Raw genomic sequence first — 19,088 nt, 5'->3', positions numbered from 1 at the left:
GGGATCGGAGGACGCGATGACTCCCAGTGCACGACGGGGTTCGCTCGCCCGGGTGGAGGTGCCTTCGCGCACCGAGCTGTACGTGGACCGGCGATTCCTTCCCTTGGCCGACCGCTTTTTCGCGATGTATCGCCAACCGCAACAAGGCGGCGGCGCGCTGGTCGTGTACCTGGGCGGTGAGAAAGTGCTCGACATCTGGGCCGGCAATGCCGATCGTGATCGGCGCTGGGACCACGACACGGTGTCGCTGTCGTTCTCGACCGGCAAAGGCGTCGCCAGCACCGTCGTTCACCGACTCGCCGAACGTGGGTTGATCGACTACGACGCCCCGGTTGCTCGGTACTGGCCTGAATTCGCGGCGGCCGGCAAGGACAAGATCTCCGTCCGCGAACTGATGTCACATCGCGCGGGCCTTCACCGAGTTCGCGGCTTGATGCCGCATCCTCTCGACCTGATGGACTACGACGCGGTCGTTGCCGCCCTGGCTGCCGAGAAACCGGATCCGCGTCGGCTTCGAGGCCCCGGCTATCACGCTGTGACCTACGGCTGGTTGGTAGCCGAACTTGTGGCCAGGGTGTCCGGTCAGCCGTTCATCGACGTCGTACAAGCGGAGATAGCGAAGCCCCTCGGAGTCGACGAATTCTGGTACCGCGTACCGGAAACCGGGCGTCCACGGATCGCGAAGCTGTTCCCACATATCAACCCTGCCGGCTTGAACTGGGCCTTCGCGTCGACCGTGCTCTCACACGTCGGTCCGACTCGCGGACTCGCGGAGGCCGCGATGCCGGACGGTTTCGACGTCATGGTGCGCAACCCGGCTGTCCACGACGCCGTCATGCCGGGCTGGAACGGAGTGTTCAGCGCGCGTGCTCTCGCGAAGATGTACGGCGCCATCGCGAACGGCGGCGTGATCGACGGGAAGCGGTTCCTGAAGGAATCGACCATCGACCAGATGTCGACCATCCAGACTCGCGATCGGGATTACGTGCTGGCGGTGCGGCCCAACTGGACTCTCGGTTACCACCCGCCGATCATTGCCGCGCGGCGGCAGCCGCGGAATGCGATAGGCCACTACGGAGTCGGCGGTTCAGGCGCGTATGCGGACCTGTCCAGCGGACTCTCGCTCGGTTTCACCACCAACAGGTTGGGTAGTGCTGTGACAGCTCTCGGTGATCTTCGCCTTGCGAGGCTCGGCGCCGAGGCGCAGGAGTTGGTTCGTCGAATCTGACACGAAGGGAATGCCATGAGCAGCAACGTGTACCGGGTGACCGAGATCGTCGGCTCGTCCACCGAGAGCAGTGACGCGGCAATTCGCACCGCCATCGCCCGGGCGAACGAGACGGTGCGCAACCTCGAATGGTTCGAGGTGGTGGAAACTCGCGGTCACATCGAGAACGGCGCCGTGGCGCATTTCCAGGTCACGTTGAAGGTCGGCTTCCGGCTTGACGGCGACGAATCTTGAGTCGTCGTTCATGAGTGTTGATCTCAGGGCGGCCGTCGGGTTCATGGCGGGACATGCCAGAACTCTCGATCGGCATCGACTGAATTTGATTCTCGGACAGGGTGACCGGACTGCGGCATTGGCGGCTGTGGACAGTTATCGCAACCCGGACGGTGGGTACGGCTGGGGACTCGAACCGGATCTTCGCTCGGCATCGAGCCAACCTGGCGGCGCGCTGCACGCCTTCGAAGCCTTTGCCGACATCGGAACGCCGACGCCCAGAGCCGTCGAACTGTGCGACTGGTTGCAGACCAATTCGCTGGCAGACGGCGGTTTGCCGTTCGCCTTCCCGATCGCCGACCCGGCCGGTTGTGCGCCCTTCTGGGTGGATGCGGATCCGTTGGCGCCGTCGTTGCAGATCACCAGCATCGTGTGTGCTGCAGCGGCTCGCGTCGCCGAATTCGACGAGGCCGTCGCCGAACATCCGTGGTTCGCCTCTGCCGTTCGATATTGCCTCGACGCGATCGACGGGGCGGATTCTCTGCATGCCCTCGAGCTGGCCTTTGCCTTGCAGTTTCTCGACGCGGTTCACCGGAACAGTCCCGAAGCGTCGTCGTTGGTGAGCACTCTTGGTTCGCGTATCCCGGCTGACGGCTTGGTTCACGTGGACGGGGGAGCCGAGGGCGAATTCATGCGGCCCCTCGATTTCTCACCGCTTCCCGGCGGCCCGACCCGCGCGTTGTTCGACGCATCAGTGATCGAGTCCGAACTGTCTGCGCTCGCTGCGCGACAACATGGCGACGGCGGTTGGGCGGTGGATTTCGACAGCTATTCGCCCGTCGCGGCGTTGGAATGGCGAGGTCACGCCACCGTGCAGGCGGTGTGGCTGCTGAAGCGCAATGGGGTGATCTGAAAACGATTCTCGCGCCAAATTGGAACACGTTATAGTCTGGGAACCAGTTCGAGCTTCGTGTTTCAGGGATAGGGGAATGTCATGGCGTATGTGATCACGCAGCCGTGCTGCAACGACGCCTCGTGTGTTGACGTGTGTCCGGTCAATTGCATTCACCCGACACCGGACGAAGCCCCGTTCGCGACCACCGAAATGCTCTACATCGATCCCGACACCTGCATCGATTGTGGTGCGTGTGTGGACGAATGCCCGGTCGAGGCGATCTTCCCGGACAACGAACTCGACGAGGACGACGCGCCGTACCTGCAGATGAACGCGTCGTACTTCGAGAAGCATCCGATGGGCCCGGATTGGCCCGAGCCGATCACGATGGCCAAGATCGATCCCGAACTGGGAACGCTGAAAGTAGCGATCGTCGGCTCCGGCCCGGCCGCCTGCTACGCGGCGATGGAACTGACCGGCAAGCCTCGCGTCGAGGTCGACATGTTCGATCGACTTCCCACTCCCTACGGTTTGGTGCGCGCCGGCGTGGCGCCAGACCATCCCGGAACCAAGGGGGTCACCGATCAGTTCCGCGCCGTCGTCGCGAAGAAGACTGTGCGCTGCCACTTCAACGTCGAGGTGGGCACCCACATCTCGCATTCGGAACTCTTGGACCATCACCACGCAGTGATCTACGCGGTGGGCGCTGCCGGGGATCGCAAGCTCGAGATCCCGGGCGAGGATCTGCCGGGAAGTCACGCCGCCACCGAGTTCGTCGCCTGGTACAACGGCCACCCGGGATATGCCGATCGGACTTTCGATCTGTCCGGCGAGCGAGCGGTGATCGTCGGAAACGGCAACGTCGCACTCGACGTCGCACGCATCCTGGTGACCGACCCTGACCAGCTTGCGAAGACGGACCTCGCCGAGCACGCATTGGAAGCGCTGCGGAACAGCAAGATTCGTGAGGTGGTCATTCTCGGGCGTCGTGGGCCGGCGCAGGCCGCGTACACCAATCCCGAACTGTTGGCGCTCGGACAGATGGCGAACGTGGACGTAGTCGTCGACCCGATCGAAGCCGAACTCGACGAGGCCAGTCAGGCGTTCGTGGAAAGCGATGCCGCCGAGCCGTCCGTCCTGCTCAAGGTCAAGCAGGCGCAGGAATTTGCTTCGCGTACCGCAGATCCTTCTCGCAAGCGGATCGTTCTCCGGTTCCTCACCTCTCCCGTCGAGGTCCTCGGCGACGGTGCAGTCTCACAGGTGAGGATCGTGAAAAACGAATTGGTGGCAACGCCGACCGGTCAGCTCTCCGCCCGGCCTACCGAGACCGAGGAGACGATCGACACTTCACTGGTGCTTCGGTCGGTCGGATACCGCGGCACACCGATGGCCGACTTGCCCTTCGACGACGCTCGCGGCGTGATCCCCAACGAGAACGGCAGAGTAATCGACACCGAGACCGGCACGCCGATCCCGGGTGTCTACGTCGCGGGTTGGATCAAGCGCGGACCGACTGGCGTGATCGGCACCAACAAGTACTGCTCCGCCGAGACCGTGTCGATGATCTTCGACGACTTCGCTGGTGGGCGCCTCGCCACCCCGACCGAGGATGCCGACAAGTTGCAGGTTTTGTTGGCAGACCGGTCGCCGGATCAGGTGGACTATCAAGGTTGGCAGCGTATCGACAAGGCAGAACGCGCATCCGGTGCCGCAACTGGACGACCGCGAACCAAACTCATCTCGATCGAATCCATGTTGGCCGCTGCCCGCAGCGACGGATAGCAACGTTTGGGCGAACATCCGAATTGCTCGATTGCCGCTTTTATGTGTTAATGACTATGGAAATGTGCGGTTTGCTCTCTTCGGCGTGCTCGGGTGTGTAAGTGTGCGCCCGGCGGACGCGTCCGAATGGTGCATCGGCATCGGTGCCAGGCGGGTATCGATGCCGGCCGCGCAAAATCCACGTGAGTACGTGGTCATTCGAGCGAAGGTAGTGACATGGGCAGCAAACAGGGTCGTCGGACGTCACGGGTTGCCGTGGCAATCGTCGGAGCGGTGGCTGCCGGCCTGGCTCTCGCCGGACCTTCCGCGGCCGTTCCTCTCTTCCCCGGTGGACCCGACATCCCGTTGCCCGTCATTCCCGGCGTTCCGTACCTCGATCCGGCGATTCCGGTTCCGGGCATCCCGGGTACACCGATTCAGGCTCCCATCGGCGTCCCCAACTTCTCCGCGCCGTCGCTCAATCCGTCCGCGGGTGAGACAGTCGGCATCGCGCAGCCGATCATCATTCGTTTCAACGAGGCCGTCGGCGACCGTGCTACGGCCGAGCGCGCGATTCGCGTGACCACCGATCCTCCGGTCGAGGGCAGCTTCTACTGGATCAACGACAGCCAGGTCCGTTGGAAGCCGGCACAGTTCTGGCCGGCGAACATCTCCGTGACCGTCGACGCCGGTGATTCGCACTCCACGTTCAACATCGGTGACGCACTCGTCACCGTCGCGGACGACAACACCAAGCAGGTCACCGTCACCCGCAACGGTGAGGTCGTGCGCACCATGCCGACGTCGTTCGGCAAGCCGGGTCACGAAACACCGAACGGCACGTACATCGTCGGCGAGCAGTTGCGCGACATGTACATGGATTCGTCCACGTACGGCGTCCCGATCGATTCTCCCGAGGGTTACCGCACCTACGTCGAGTACGCGACACGAATTTCCTACAGTGGCATCTTCGTCCATGCCGCTCCGTGGTCGGTTGCGCAACAAGGTTTCACCAACGTCAGCCACGGCTGCCTCAATGTCAGCACCGAGGACGCCAAGTGGTTATTCGAGAACGCAGGCAAGGGTGACCCGGTGATCGTGCAGAACACCGCAGGTGGAGTCCTCAGCGGCGCCGACGGATTGGGCGACTGGAACCGCTAGACATCGACGAGGAAGGCCCTGCGCGAGAAGTATTCGCGCAGGGCCTTTTTCGTGTCGCGTTCAGCTCGAGTGTCTTGTACGTTCACCATTCATTCGTTGCGGGCGGTCAGACTGCCTCAGTGAGATCGAGTCCGGAAAGAACGCTGCCCACTTCAGGCAAGCCAGGTCTGTGGGGCAGACCATGGCGTGATTACGCGCTCTTCGCGCTCTTGGTCGGCCCCAATCTCGCGTTGCTGATCTTGTTCACCTATCGCCCGCTGGTGGACAACATCCGACTTTCGTTCTTCGACTGGAACATTGCGGACCCGAAGGCGACGTTCATCGGGCTGAGCAACTACCGCGAGTGGTTCGGACGAAGCGACACCTGGCAGATCGTCACCAACACAGTGGTATTCACATTGGTCACAGTGGTGGGTTCGATGGTCATCGGTTTGGCGTTGGCCATGCTGCTCGATCGCAAGCTCGTCGGGCGAAACCTGGTCCGGTCGGCCATCTTCGCTCCGTTCGTCATCTCCGGTGCAGCGATCGGTGTCGCGTTTCAGTTCGTCTTCGACCCCAACTTCGGTCTGATCCAGGATCTCCTGCACCGCGTCGGACTCCAATCGCCCGACTTCTATCAGGATCCCCACTGGGCGCTGTTCATGGTGACGGTGACATACATGTGGAAGAACCTCGGCTACACGTTTGTCATCTATCTCGCTGCGCTGCAAGGAGTTCGGCAAGAGTTGAACGAAGCCGCCGAAATCGACGGTGCCAAGCCGTGGACCAAGTTCCGCCGGGTTCTCCTACCTCAGTTGCGCCCGACGACGTTCTTCCTCTCCATCACCGTCATGCTCAACTCGCTCCAGGTCTTCGACATCATCAACGTCATGACCCGTGGTGGCCCGCTGGGTACGGGGACGACGACGATGGTCTACCAGGTGTACAACGAGACGTTCCGAAACTTCCGGGCGGGCTACGGTGCGACGGTTGCCACCATCATGTTCCTGATCCTGCTGATCATCACCGTCTACCAGGTTCGTGCCATGGATCGGGGAGAAGAGAAATGACAGCGGTAGAGGAAAAGAAAAGCGCTGCTCCGACTTCCGTCGTTAGGCCGGGGCCGGACCGCAAGAACGTGGACCGGCGTGAGGTCGGTGTGAAGATCCTCGGCTATGCGGCAATGGTGATCGCGTTGGTCATCATCGTCCTGCCGCTCTACTGGATCGTGATGACCTCGTTCAAGGAGCGCCCGGAGATCTACACGCAGCCGGCAACGTGGTGGCCGTCGTCGCTGCATCCCGAAAACTATTCGGAAGCAACCACATCGGTCCCGTTCTGGATGTTCTTGCGGAACTCGATAGTGATCACGACGATTCTGTCGGCGGCGAAGTTCGTTCTGGGGACTCTCAGCGCCTATGGGCTTGTTTTCCTGCGCTTCCCGGGGAAGAACTTCGTCTTTCTCGGAATCATCGCCGCATTGATGGTTCCGAACCAGATCACCGTGATTTCGAATTACGCGCTCGTGGCAGAGTGGGGCTGGCGTAACACGTTCCAGGGCATCATAGTTCCGCTCGCGGGTGTAGCCTTCGGTACGTTCCTCATGCGCAACCACTTCCTCTCGATCCCTTCGGAGATCGCCGAGGCGGCGCGGATGGACGGAGCCGGCCACTGGCGGTTGCTCTGGCGCGTGGTGCTCCCCGTTTCCGGACCCACGATGGTGGCGTTCGGCATCATCACGGTGGTCAACGAATGGAACGAGTACCTGTGGCCGTTCCTCATGTCCGACGATTCCTCGGTAGCGCCGCTGCCGATCGGATTGACCCAACTGCAGAACAACGACGGACTTACCAACTGGGGTCCGGTCATGGCAGGAACGGTGCTGACGATGCTACCGATCCTGGTGATTTTCCTTCTGCTGCAACGACACATGATCAAGGGCCTCACCTCCGGTGCGGTCAAGGGCTGACAGCTTTCCCGTCACATTTCTTTCTCGAGGAGCAGTAATGGCAAACATGAACAGGCGCGGATTCTTGAGCCTCGGCGGTGCAATCGCCGCCGGTGCCGCACTGACCGCGTGCGCGGGATCCGGCGGGTCGAGCGCTGATGCTGCGGGAACATCCGGTGCGTCGGGTGATTCCAACACCATCACCTTCTGGTCGAACCACCCGGGTAAGTCCACCGACGTGGAGAAGGAACTGATCAACCGCTTCCAGACCAAGTACCCGGACCTGAAGGTCAACTTGGTGGACGGCGGCAAGAACTACGAAGAGGTGGCACAGAAGTTCAACGCTGCCCTCTCCGGTGGAGATGTGCCCGATGTGGTTGTGCTGTCCGATGTCTGGTGGTTCAACTATGCACTGGCCGGGGCAATCGAGCCGCTTGACGGACTCTTCTCCGAGGTGGGGGTCGACTCGGCCGACTACGTCGATTCACTGCTCGCCGACTACCTGTTCCAGGGCAAGCACTATGCGCTTCCCTACGCGCGGTCGACGCCGTTGTTCTACTACAACAAGGCGGTCTGGTCGCAGGCAGGTCTTCCCGACCGTGGGCCGGCGACATGGCAGGAGTTCGACGAGTGGGGACCCGAGCTGCAGAAGGTCGTGGGCAACGGCAAGTTGGCACACGGGTGGGGCAACGCGAAGGATTACCTCGGCTGGACCTACGAAGGCCCAATCTGGACGTTCGGCGGCTCGTACTCCGACCAGTGGAATCTGCAGCTCGACAACGAGAAGACCATTGCCGCAGGGCAGTTCCTCTCCAGCATGATTCACGACAAGAAGTACGCCGCGGTCTCCACTGACATCGCGAACGAATTCGGTACCGGCATTCTGGCGTCGACCATCGCGTCGACGGGCGATCTGTCCGGCATCAAGAAGACTGCCAACTTCGACTTCGGCACCGCTTTCCTCCCGGCAGTGGACGGAACTCCCGGTTGCCCCACCGGCGGTGCCGGGCTTGCCATCCCGTCCAAGATCTCCGATCAGCGTAAGAAGAACGCGCTCAAGTTCATCGACTTCATCACCAATGGTGAGAACACGGCGTACTTCTCGCAGAACGTCGGCTACATGCCGGTCCGCAAGTCGGCAACCTCGGAGCCGAGCATGAAGGCGTTCCTCGACGCGAACCCCAACTCCCGTACCGCTGTGGATCAGCTCTCGCGTACGCGCTCGCAGGACTACGCACGCGTGTTCGTCCCGGGTGGGGATCAGATCATCGGCACCGGACTCGAGCAGATCGCTCTCCAGAAGGCCGACGTCGCATCGACATTCGCCGGCGTTGCCACGCAGTTGCAGCAGATCATCGACCGGCAGATCACCCCCAAGCTGCCGAAGTAGTAGGAGAGAACACTCATGGCCAACGTGCAATTCGCGGGAGTCACGCACCGCTACGAAGGAACCGATCGACCGGCAGTCGACCGTCTCGACCTCGACATCGCCGACGGTGAGTTCCTGGTACTCGTAGGACCTTCCGGTTGCGGTAAGTCCACCAGCCTACGAATGCTCGCCGGTCTCGAGTCCGCGTCGGACGGCCGGATCGAGATCGGCGGCACGGACGTCACGCACCTCGCTCCGCGAGCACGTGACGTCGCCATGGTGTTTCAGAGTTACGCGCTGTACCCGAACATGACCGTCGAGCAGAACATGGGCTTCGCGCTGCAGAATGCCGGAGTAGGAAAGGCCGAGCGACGGGAGCGGGTACTCGAGGCAGCGCGGATGCTCGAGCTCGAACCGCTGCTCGGACGTAAACCGGCCAAGCTGTCCGGTGGGCAACGCCAGCGAGTCGCCATGGGTAGAGCCATCGTTCGCCATCCCAAGGTGTTCTGCATGGATGAGCCGCTCAGCAATCTGGATGCCAAACTACGCGTCAGCACACGGTCGCAGATCGCCGCCTTACAGCGTCGACTCGGCACCACGACGGTCTACGTCACCCACGATCAGGTCGAGGCGATGACGATGGGGGACCGAGTGGCGGTGATGCTGGACGGTCGCTTGCAGCAGGTGGCGAAGCCGCGCGAACTCTACGACAACCCCGTCAACACCTTTGTGGCCGCCTTCATCGGATCGCCCGGCATGAACCTGATCGAAGCGCCGGTCGAGGGAACCGTCGCAGTGCTCGGTGATCTGCGGATTCCGCTGCCCACCGGGGCGTCCGAGCGGGAGCGGGTCGTCGTGGGAGTGCGCCCGGAATCGTGGGATCTGGTGGGAGCGTGGCGAAAGGGCTCGCTGGCCGTGGATGCCGATCTGCTCGAAGAGTTGGGAGCCGAATCGTTCGTCTATGCAAAGGGTGCCCCGGATTCGCAGTGGCAGAGCCGATCCGGTCGAATCGTCATTCGCGTCGACCGGAAGATGTCGGTGGCACCGGGGGAGTCGCTTCATCTGCTGCCCAAGGCCGGCGAGGTGTACTTCTTTTCCGCGGAGACCGGAGTACGTCTGTAGCGATACTGTGTGCGGCATGACCGTCGCACGTTCGCTGTTGCTGTTCGTACTCGCCGCGCTGCTCGAAATCGGGGGCGCGTGGTTGGTGTGGCAGGGAATTCGCGAGCACAAGGGATGGATCTGGGTGGGGCTCGGCGTCATCTCGCTCGGCCTCTACGGTCTGGTCGCCACCATGCAACCCGATGCGAACTTCGGGCGCATCCTCGCCGCGTACGGCGGGATCTTCGTCGCAGGTTCACTGCTGTGGGCGGTGGTGATGGACGGATTCCGCCCGGATCGTTTCGACATCGCCGGTGCGCTGATCTGTCTGGTCGGCGTCGGGGTGATCATGTACGCCCGGTAGGCCTTCGGCCCCGTGCGCGCTCAGGGAGTCCAGGGGGTCCCTAAGCGCGCACAGGGGCTTGCCCCTGCTACCAGATCTTCACACGCTTCTCCGGCTCCAAATACAGTGCGTCACCGGGCTTGACGTCGAACTCCTCGTGGAACGTGTCGAGGTTGCGGACGACGCCGTTGCACCGGAACTCCGGCGGCGAGTGCGGGTCGACGGCCAGACGGCGAAGCGCTTCGGCCTCACGGGCCTTCGTGCGCCATACCTGCGCCCACCCGAAGAACACGCGCTGCAAGCCGGTGAGTCCGTCGATGACCGGAGGTTCGGTACCTTCGGTCGCGATCTTGTACGCCGCGATCGCGATCGACAGCCCGCCGAGGTCGCCGATGTTCTCGCCGATCGTGAACTCGCCGTTGACGTGGTGGCCCGGCAGTTCCTTGGGCTCGAACTCGTTGTACTGCTCGATGAGAGCCTTTGTGCGCTTGCCGAATTCGCTGCGGTCCTCGTCGGTCCACCAGTCGACCATGTTGCCGTCGCCGTCGTACTTGGCGCCCTGATCGTCGAATCCGTGACCGATCTCGTGGCCGATGACGGCGCCGATGCCGCCGTAGTTGGCAGCGTCGTCGGCTGCCGCGTCGAAGAACGGCGGCTGGAGAATGGCTGCGGGGAAGACGATTTCGTTCATGCCCGGGTTGTAGTAGGCGTTGACGGTCTGCGGTGTCATGAACCACTCGTCACGGTCGATGGGGCCGCCCAGCTTGGCCAGGTCACGGTCGTACTCGGCGGCGTATCCGCGACGGTAGTTGCCCACCAGGTCGGTTGCCGAGATCTCGAGTCCGGCGTAGTCGCGCCACTTGTCGGGGTAACCGATCTTCGGGGTGAACTTCTCGAGCTTGGCCAATGCAGCCTCACGAGTCTGCGGGCTCATCCACTCGAGGTCGGAGATGTTGCGGCGGTACGCCTCCTGCAGGTTTGCGACCAGTTCCAGCATGCGGGTCTTCGCCTCTGCGGGGAAGTGTCGATCGACGTAGAGCTTGCCGACTGCCTCGCCGAGCAGATCCTGGACCAGGCTTACCCCGCGCTTCCAGCGCTCACGGTTCTCTTCGGTCCCGGACAGTGTGGTGCCGTAGAAAGCGAAAGTCTCGTCGACCAGGGCCGAATGCAGGTAAGGGGAGCGGGCATGAAGCACCTTCCACGCCGCCCATGCCTTCCAGTCGTCCAGTGACTCCGACGCCCAGAGTGCGGTGAAGGTGTGCAGGAATTCGGGCTGGCGGACCACGATCTCGGCGAACTTCTCCGAATCGGCGCCGAGACCGGACAGCCATGCCGCCCAGTCCAAACCGGGGTTCTGCTCGGTCAGTTCCTCGAAGCCCACCAGGTTGTAACTCAAATCTGCGTCACGACGCTTGACGACGTCCCAATGCCCGGCCGCGATCTTCTTCTCGAGCTCGAACACACGCTGGGCGTCGTAGCCGACGCCGGCGAGGGTGAACATCTTGTCGATGTGCGCGACGTACTTCTCGCGGATCTCCGCGTAGTTGTCCTCGCGGTAGTACGACTCGTCGGGGAGGCTGATTCCCGACTGGCTGAAGTGGATCAGGTACCGCTCGGAGTTCTTGGCATCGGTGTCGACGTAATGCGAGATGGCACCGCCGACGCCGACGCGCTGGTGGCGTCCGATCACGGTGGCCAGCGACGACCGGTCCGGCGCATCGGCGACGGCGTCGAGCTCGTCGTCGATGGGGCCGAGGCCTGCGGCCTCCACGGCGTCGGCGTCCATGAAACTCGAGTACAGGTCGCCGATGCGCTGTGCATCGGTACCGGCGGCCGAGTTGGACTCCGCGGCTTCGGTGATGATGGTCTGTACGTCTTCTTCGGCCTTGTCGTAGAGCGTCCGGAAGGCCCCGTCGACTGCGCGGTCTGCCGGAATCTCGTATTCGGCGAGCCATTTTCCGTTGACGTGGACGAACAGATCGTCCTGCGCCCGTGTGTCGCCGTCGAGGTGGGTGAGGTCGATGCCTGAGCGATGAGCCGTGGTCATTTCTCCATCCTTACACGATCATGACGAACTGCTCGGTGTGTGCGCGATCGCTCCACGCCGAGTTCATCTCTTGTGCTGGGCAACGTCGGTATGGCATGGCACGATCGAATACGTGACCAGCAGACCTGCCGCAGATCCGCACCTGCAGGACCTCGCGCGACTACGACGTGTGCGAGACCGTATCGACCGGGAGTACGCGCGGCCTCTGGACGTGGAGGCGCTCGCGCGGGGAGTGAACATGTCTGCGGGGCATCTCAGTCGCCAATTCCGTCAGGCATACGGAGAACCGCCGTACGCCTACCTGATGACCAGGCGAATCGAGCGAGCGATGGCGTTACTGCGGCGCGGAGACCTCAGTGTCACGGACGTCTGCTTCGAGGTCGGTTGCAGCTCTCTCGGCACTTTCAGCAGCAAGTTCACCGAATTGGTGGGGGTTCCGCCCAGTGTCTATCGGCGCGAGGCCGAGCAGTCGACGGCAGGAATGCCGTCCTGCGTGTCCAAACAAGTCACCAGACCGATCAGGAATCGAGAAGCGCAGACCGCGCAGCCGCAATTAACGTGATCGCCATGGACATCACCATTCACTCGAGTTTCCTTCCGCAGGACGACCCTGAAGCCGCCCTGAACTTCTATCGCGACACGCTCGGCTTCGAGGTTCGCAACGACGTCGGCTACGACGGGATGCGTTGGATCACGGTGGGGCCGCCCGGCCAGCCCGGCACCTCCATCGTGCTGCATCCGCCGGCCGTCGATCCCGGAATCACCGACGAGGAGCGCCGCACCATCATCGAGATGATGGCCAAGGGCACCTACGGCGGACTTCTCCTGGCCACCAAAGATCTGGACGACACGTTCGAGCGGCTTCAGGCCGGCGACATCGACGTCGTCCAGGAACCGACCGAGCAGCCGTACGGCGTTCGCGATTGCGCCGTCCGGGACCCAGCGGGAAACCTGATCCGTATTCAAGAACTGCGCTGAGCCCGTCAACTGCGCTGAGACCGTCGGCGATCGACTGACAGATGGAGACACGATGACTGCCTTGCACACCGCAGACAGCCACGATTTGATCCGCGTGCAAGGCGCGCGGGTGAACAACCTCGAAGACATCAGTGTCGAGATCCCGAAGCGGAGGCTGACGGTATTCACCGGCGTCTCCGGTTCGGGGAAGAGTTCGCTGGTGTTCAGTACGATCGCCGCGGAATCGCAGCGGATGATCAACGAGACCTACAGCGCTTTCGTTCAAGGCTTCATGCCGACGCTCGCGCGGCCGGACGTCGATGTTCTCGACGGCCTGACCACCGCGATCATCGTCGATCAGCAGCGGATGGGAGTCGACCCGCGCTCGACCGTCGGAACCGCCACCGACGCCAACGCGATGCTCCGCATCCTGTTCAGCCGTCTCGGAAAGCCTCACATCGGTTCGCCTCAGGCGTTTTCGTTCAACGTGGCCTCGATCTCCGGAGCAGGCGCGGTCACGATGGAACGCGGCGGACGTCAGACGAAAGAGCGTCGCAGCTTCAAGATCACCGGCGGCATGTGTCCGCGGTGTGAGGGACGAGGGGCGGTCAACGATTTCGATCTGACCGCGTTGTACGACGACACCAAGTCGCTCAACGAGAGTGCGATCACGGTGCCCGGTTACAGCATGGAGGGTTGGTACGGCCGGATCTATCGCGGCTGCGGCTTCTTCGATCCCGACAAGCCGATCAAGAAGTACACCAAGAAGGAACTGAACGATCTGCTCTACAAAGAGCCGACCAAGATCAAGGTCGAAGGCATCAACCTGACGTACACGGGTCTGATTCCGCAGATTCAGAAGTCGTTCCTGGCCAAGGACGTCGACGCGATGCAGCCCCACATCCGGGCTTTCGTCGAGCGGGCGATCACGTTCACCACCTGCCCCGAATGCGACGGGACGCGACTGAGCGAGGGGGCGCGGTCGTCGAAGATCAAGGGCGTCAACATCGCCGACGCCTGCTCGATGCAGATCAGCGATCTCGCGGAATGGGTCAGCGGACTGAAGGAGCCTTCGGTCGCGCCGTTGCTCACGACGCTCGGTGAAACGCTCGACTCGTTCGTGGAGATCGGACTCGGCTACCTCAGTCTCGATCGGCCGTCGGGAACCCTCTCCGGCGGTGAAGCTCAGCGCACCAAGATGATTCGTCACCTGGGTTCCTCGCTCACCGACATCACGTATGTTTTCGACGAGCCCACCACCGGCCTGCATCCGCACGACATCGCGAGGATGAACGACCTACTGCTGCGCCTGCGCGACAAGGGCAACACCGTGCTCGTGGTCGAGCACAAGCCGGAGACGATCGTGATCGCCGACCACATCGTCGACCTCGGTCCGGGTGCGGGTAGCGCCGGCGGAAACGTCTGCTTCGAGGGCACCGTCGAGGGCCTTCGTGCCAGCGACACCGTCACCGGCCGTCACTTCGACGACCGGGCCGCAATCAAGGAGACCGTGCGCGAATCCACTGGCGCAATCGAGATTCGTGGAGCGAACTCACACAACCTCCAAGATGTAGACGTCGACGTACCGCTCGGCGTACTGGTCGTGGTGACCGGTGTGGCAGGGTCGGGCAAGAGTTCGCTGATCCACGGCTCGCTCGCGAAACGCGAAGACGTGGTGTCGGTCGATCAGAGTGCGATCCGCGGCTCGCGTCGGAGCAACCCGGCGACGTACACGGGGCTGCTCGACCCGATCCGCAAGGCATTCGCCAAGGCCAACGGCGTGAAGCCGGCGCTGTTCAGTGCCAACTCCGAGGGCGCCTGCCCGACGTGCAACGGCAACGGCGTCATCTACAGCGACCTGGCGATGATGGCCGGCGTTGCCACTCTCTGCGAGGAGTGCGAGGGCAAGCGCTTCCAAGCCGAGGTACTCGAATACAAATTCGGTGGCAAGGACATCAACGAGGTTCTCACGATGTCGGTGGCCGAGGCCGAGGAGTTCTTCGGCGACGGTGAGGCCAAGACCCTCGCTGCGCACAAGATCCTCGTCCGACTGGTCGACGTGGGGCTCGGATACCTCACGATCGGCCAGCCGTTGACGACGCTGTCGGGCGGTGAGCGTCAGCGCATCAAGCTGGCAACCCACCTGGGTGAGAAGGGCGGCGTGTACGTCCTCGACGAGCCGACCACCGGACTGCACCTGGCCGACGTCGAGCAGTTGCTCGGCCTGCTCGATCGACTGGTCGATTCCGGTAAGTCAGTCATCGTGATCGAGCACCACCAAGCGGTGATGGCACACGCAGACTGGATCATCGACCTCGGCCCTGGTGCCGGTCACGACGGCGGTCGGATCGTCTTCGAGGGCACTCCCGAGGAGCTCGTCGCAGACGGCTCCACACTCACCGGAAAGCACCTCGCGGCATACGTCGGCAGCTGACCGGGCTCCTACCTCAGGCGTCGATACCCAGGTTGATGACGGCGAGGTAGGACCCGTCCGACTGCTTTTCGACGGTCATGAGGCCGGTGTCGTCGTAGATGCCGTCACTGGCGTTGTTCGTGTTGTTCTCACGACCGGTGTGCTCGCTGTACGGGGACTGCGAGTACACCTCGTCGAGAAGGGTCTCGTCGAAGAAGGTCTGCGACGTGAGGACCGTCTTCTTGTCGATGTGAACCTTGACGTGGATGTGGGTGGTGCGGCCCATGTACCAGCCGGGGAAGATCGTGGTGAACTGTGCGATGCCGTTTGCATCGGTGGTCTGCGCCCCGCGCAGATAGGTGCCGTCGTCGGTGGTGGTGGCTTCGGTGTCGCCGACACTGTACGAACCGTCGGAGGTCTCACCGGACCCTCCCATGCCACCGCCCATTCCGCCTCCGGGTGCACCTGACGGAGGTTCACCCATCCCGCCGGCCGGGGGAGTTCCGCCACCGCCGCCGCCGTTGGCGCTCAGCGAACCGGATTCGAAGCCGGAGTACACGCCGCCGGCGTCGCAGTGCCAGATCTCGACGACGGCGTTACTGACCGCGCCGATGCTGCCGTCGACGTTGCACTGGCTGTTGTCCTGCACGCGCATCGCAACCTGCAGCGTGGTGCCCGGACGGTCCTCGCGGATGTCGCCGCGAATGGAGTCGACGTCGAACCAGTAGGGACCCTGCGTCTCTTCCTTGCTCATGACACACTGCGGTGCTTTGGCCAGAAGTGCGGTGACAGCGTCGCCGGACGTGGCCGCGGCGGAAGTGCCGGAAGTGGTTGTCGTCGACGCAGCCGCAGCCGCAGCCGAAGTCGTCGTGGCGGTGCCACTGTTGCCGGAGCACGCTGCGATGAGCCCGCCGAGACTGATGGTACCGCCGAGGGCGAGAGCCCGCCGACGGCTCACGCGCAGCCTGCTCGCTTCGATGTCTTTGTTCACGCCGCTGTACCTCCATTGTGTGGGCTGTTGTCTCAATGGTGGACGGGCGACCTGGTGCGGAACTGGTTATCCGCTGTGAACTTGCTGGGAGAGCATCTGAATGCTCGAAGTGGCCCGCACATAGACCTGTCCGCCGGCGTCGACGATGCGAGTTTCGATCAGCGCGAGCCTGCGCCCGGCACGAATCACGGAGGCCTCGGCGCGCAAGACCGGCCCGCCGATGTCGGGTGAGCGCAGGAAGTCGATCTTGTGGTCGAGGACGCGATAGTCCTGGTCGACGCTGGTCAGGGTCTGGGCAGACAGGCCAGTGATGGCGTCGACTGCCGAGATGAGGACACCGCCCTGAACGGCGCCCAACGGGTTGGCCATCCAGGCCACGGGTGCGAACTCACCGACGACGGAACCCGGGGTCACGTCGACGACAGCAAGATCGAGGAGTCCGGCGAGTGGACCGCGTTCGAGTTTGCCGTCGCGGATTCCTTCGACGACGTCGGACCCGGACAACCCGCTCAGGTTGCTTGTCTTCTCCGGCGTCGGGACGGGCAGCGGCTCGCCCTCTACGTAGTCGTCGATTCCCACGACGGGGGGACGCGAGACCACCATGGCGCGACCAGCCATCACTGCCAGAAGGGTGCCGTTCTCGTCGCGAAGTTGCCCGGATGCGAGTCCGACGCCGTCGTCGAGATGCACGAGTGTTCCGGTGGCACCGACGTCCGCGATGTCGGGGATGTCGGCGCCCGCACTGACCGTGACCTGCGCGAGCACGGACTGATGGCCCGAGGTCAGTCCCGAGTACACCGCGCCACCCATGGCACCGTCGATCATGACTCCGATGGAACCGAGCACGGTCTTGCCACGGTGATCGTGGAATCGCTCGCCGACGGCCTGCGCGAAGGCCAGGTCCCCGGGCTCGACCGAAACGGCGCGCACACCCATCAATGTGTTGAGTGGGTCAAGCTTCTTGACGGGCGCGGCGGAGTTGTCGATGCTCATCCGTCGAGTATCTCCAGCGCGCCGAGTCCTACCGAGACCGGGTCTCAACCACCGATACGTGAATGCATCTCCCAGACGAGGACTTCGGCCCCGGCGTCGGAGGTCAGCTGCTGGCCACCCGAATCGCTCAACCGGACAGCATCGCCCTCGTACAGTGTGCCGACGCCCTCCATCTCGGCAGTGCCCTGCGCGACGAAGACGTGCAGGAACCGTGCGCCCGGAAGATTCACGGAGGTGCCCGGCAGAATGCGTGCGACATGCATGGCGGCGTTCTTGTTGTTGATGCGAATCGCCGAATGATCCTTGTAGCGCTCCATCCCGGAGGCAACCGGGATCAGACCGCCGCGCAGCAGTTCGTCGTCGATCTCGAGCTGTTCGTAACCGGGGGTCAGTCCACCTTCGTCCGGTACCACCCACATCTGAATGAAATGCACGGGGTCGGAATGCTGTTCGCCGCCGATACGCCACGAATCGTTCTTCTCACTGTGCATGATTCCGGTACCGGCGCTCATGCGCTGGGCGAGTCCCGGATAGATGACGCCGGTGTGGCCGATGGAATCCTGGTGCACGAGCGAACCGCGAAGCACCCAGGTCACGATTTCCATGTCCTTGTGCGGATGGGTGTCGAAACCGGTTCCCGCCAGTACGGTGTCGTCGTTGTTGACGAGCAGCAATCCGTGATGAGTGTTGTCCGGATCGTAGTGCTGTCCGAACGAGAACGAATGTTTCGAATCCAGCCAGGAGACGCGGGATTTCAAGCGATCGCCGGAGCGGTGCACATCGATGTGCGGTGTCGTCCGTGGGGCCTGTGCTCGACCAGATGCCATGGCTCCTCCTTCTGTACCACCGGGATCCACCACAATCGGGATCCGCCACTACCGGCATCCACCCTACGACGAACCTGCTGTGTAGTCCGAACATTGGGCGTACTCGGTGGTGTCGTCAGTTCGTCGACGCGTGCATCTCCCATACGAGTATCTCCGCATCGCCGATTCCCTCGACTCGTTGACCGCCAGTATCCTTGAGTCGCAACGAATCTCCCGGACCGAGCAATCCGACTCCCTCGACGTCGACAGTGCCACCGGCGATGAAGCCGTGCACGTACGGCGCATCCGGGAGAGATACCGACCCACCGGTCTCGAGGCGAGCAACATGCAGTGCCGCATGTTTGTTGTGCAAGCTGATCGCGCTGTGGTCGCGATGCGCGGGCATCCCCGACGCCAGGGTGATCAGGCCACCGCCGTCGAGTTCGGAGTTGATGTCGAGTTCCTGATAGCTCGGAGTCACTCCGGATTCGTCCGGGGGTATCCACATCTGGACGAGGTGAACGGGCTCGGTGACACGCGAGCCGTCGGCCCGGAAGCGATCGTTGCGCTCGGAGTGCAGGATTCCGGTACCGGCGCTCATTCTCTGCGCGAGTCCGCGATGGATGACCCCGGAGTGCCCAGCGGAATCCTGGTGAACCAGAGATCCGCTGAGCACCCACGTCACGATCTCGGTGTCGCGGTGCTGATGAGTGTCGAAACCGTAGTCGGCTTCGATGATGTCGTCGTTGTTCACCAACAGAAGTCCATGCGCGTACGCGGCGTGATCGAAGTTTCCGGCGAAGGGGAAACTGTGACGCGCCGTGAGCCAGCCGTAGTTGAGATGCGCACGTTCGTCAGCTCGCTGGACGACTACCGACGACAT

At 62.9% G+C, this 19,088-nt stretch carries 18 protein-coding genes; 13 read left to right on the top strand and 5 right to left on the bottom strand.

Going from position 1 to position 19,088, the window contains the following annotated elements; genetic code table 11:
* Positions 1-16 precede the first annotated feature (16 nt).
* From BH682_RS24110 to BH682_RS24065, 10 genes are all read left to right on the top strand, one after another.
* A complete protein-coding gene (locus tag BH682_RS24110) occupies positions 17-1,228 on the top strand; it encodes a serine hydrolase domain-containing protein (protein WP_075835458.1) in 1,212 nt (403 codons plus the stop codon).
* A gap of 15 nt (positions 1,229-1,243) precedes the next feature.
* The gene (locus BH682_RS24105; RefSeq protein ID WP_003939815.1) at positions 1,244-1,462 is read left to right on the top strand and encodes a dodecin; all 219 of its coding nucleotides are present in this window, start codon (positions 1,244-1,246) and stop codon (positions 1,460-1,462) included.
* 10 nt (positions 1,463-1,472) lie between these two features.
* The gene (locus tag BH682_RS24100; protein ID WP_050654826.1) at positions 1,473-2,354 is read left to right on the top strand and encodes a hypothetical protein; all 882 of its coding nucleotides are present in this window, start codon (positions 1,473-1,475) and stop codon (positions 2,352-2,354) included.
* Positions 2,355-2,435: 81 nt separating this feature from the next.
* Positions 2,436-4,118 (top strand): FAD-dependent oxidoreductase, encoded by a 1,683-nt coding sequence (locus BH682_RS24095; RefSeq protein ID WP_064687687.1) that lies wholly within the window; start codon positions 2,436-2,438, stop codon positions 4,116-4,118.
* A 216-nt stretch (positions 4,119-4,334) separates the two neighbouring features.
* The gene (locus BH682_RS24090) at positions 4,335-5,258 is read left to right on the top strand and encodes a L,D-transpeptidase (protein ID WP_075834343.1); all 924 of its coding nucleotides are present in this window, start codon (positions 4,335-4,337) and stop codon (positions 5,256-5,258) included.
* 74 nt (positions 5,259-5,332) lie between these two features.
* A complete protein-coding gene (locus BH682_RS24085) occupies positions 5,333-6,307 on the top strand; it encodes a carbohydrate ABC transporter permease (protein WP_003940557.1) in 975 nt (324 codons plus the stop codon).
* On the top strand, positions 6,304-7,206 hold the full coding sequence (locus tag BH682_RS24080; protein WP_075834341.1) for a carbohydrate ABC transporter permease: 903 nt from the start codon (positions 6,304-6,306) through the stop codon (positions 7,204-7,206). Before BH682_RS24085 ends, BH682_RS24080 begins: the two co-directional genes overlap by 4 nt.
* A gap of 37 nt (positions 7,207-7,243) precedes the next feature.
* Complete coding sequence (locus BH682_RS24075; protein ID WP_003940485.1) at positions 7,244-8,575, top strand: ABC transporter substrate-binding protein; 1,332 nt, start codon at positions 7,244-7,246, stop codon at positions 8,573-8,575.
* Between the two features lie 15 nt (positions 8,576-8,590).
* Positions 8,591-9,676: an ABC transporter ATP-binding protein gene (locus BH682_RS24070; protein ID WP_054187729.1), complete on the top strand. Its 1,086-nt coding sequence runs from the start codon at positions 8,591-8,593 to the stop codon at positions 9,674-9,676.
* Between the two features lie 16 nt (positions 9,677-9,692).
* Positions 9,693-10,019 (top strand): YnfA family protein, encoded by a 327-nt coding sequence (locus BH682_RS24065; protein WP_003940244.1) that lies wholly within the window; start codon positions 9,693-9,695, stop codon positions 10,017-10,019.
* A 67-nt stretch (positions 10,020-10,086) separates the two neighbouring features.
* Here the strand turns inward: BH682_RS24065 and BH682_RS24060 are convergent, their stop codons facing one another.
* Positions 10,087-12,045, bottom strand: coding sequence for a M13 family metallopeptidase (locus BH682_RS24060; RefSeq protein WP_075834338.1), 1,959 nt, complete (start codon positions 12,043-12,045; stop codon positions 10,087-10,089).
* Between the two features lie 112 nt (positions 12,046-12,157).
* On the opposite strand from BH682_RS24060, the gene BH682_RS24055 reads away from it, so the two are divergent.
* From BH682_RS24055 to BH682_RS24045, 3 genes are read left to right on the top strand one after another with little or no spacing between them, the layout of a single operon-like run.
* Positions 12,158-12,607 carry a helix-turn-helix transcriptional regulator gene (locus BH682_RS24055; protein ID WP_030535180.1) on the top strand — a complete coding sequence of 150 codons (450 nt, stop codon included), beginning with the start codon at positions 12,158-12,160 and terminating at the stop codon, positions 12,605-12,607.
* A gap of 5 nt (positions 12,608-12,612) precedes the next feature.
* The gene (locus BH682_RS24050) at positions 12,613-13,023 is read left to right on the top strand and encodes a VOC family protein (protein ID WP_003940539.1); all 411 of its coding nucleotides are present in this window, start codon (positions 12,613-12,615) and stop codon (positions 13,021-13,023) included.
* 52 nt (positions 13,024-13,075) lie between these two features.
* A complete protein-coding gene (locus BH682_RS24045; RefSeq protein WP_058037707.1) occupies positions 13,076-15,436 on the top strand; it encodes an ATP-binding cassette domain-containing protein in 2,361 nt (786 codons plus the stop codon).
* Between the two features lie 13 nt (positions 15,437-15,449).
* Here BH682_RS24045 and BH682_RS24040 read toward each other — a convergent pair whose 3' ends face one another.
* The 4 genes from BH682_RS24040 to BH682_RS24025 all read right to left on the bottom strand — a co-directional run bounded on the left by BH682_RS24040 (position 15,450) and on the right by BH682_RS24025 (position 19,088).
* Complete coding sequence (locus BH682_RS24040) at positions 15,450-16,406, bottom strand: intradiol ring-cleavage dioxygenase (RefSeq protein ID WP_075834335.1); 957 nt, start codon at positions 16,404-16,406, stop codon at positions 15,450-15,452.
* Between the two features lie 66 nt (positions 16,407-16,472).
* Positions 16,473-17,399, bottom strand: coding sequence for a PaaI family thioesterase (locus BH682_RS24035; protein WP_058037708.1), 927 nt, complete (start codon positions 17,397-17,399; stop codon positions 16,473-16,475).
* Between the two features lie 44 nt (positions 17,400-17,443).
* Positions 17,444-18,226 carry a pirin family protein gene (locus BH682_RS24030; protein ID WP_003940511.1) on the bottom strand — a complete coding sequence of 261 codons (783 nt, stop codon included), beginning with the start codon at positions 18,224-18,226 and terminating at the stop codon, positions 17,444-17,446.
* 115 nt (positions 18,227-18,341) lie between these two features.
* On the bottom strand, positions 18,342-19,088 hold the full coding sequence (locus BH682_RS24025) for a pirin family protein (protein ID WP_003939960.1): 747 nt from the start codon (positions 19,086-19,088) through the stop codon (positions 18,342-18,344).

This window comes from Rhodococcus sp. YL-1, from assembly GCF_001942025.1.
GTDB classification, from domain to species: Bacteria; Actinomycetota; Actinomycetes; order Mycobacteriales; family Mycobacteriaceae; genus Rhodococcus_F; species Rhodococcus_F qingshengii.
This window is presented reverse-complemented; position numbering and strand designations above follow the sequence as displayed.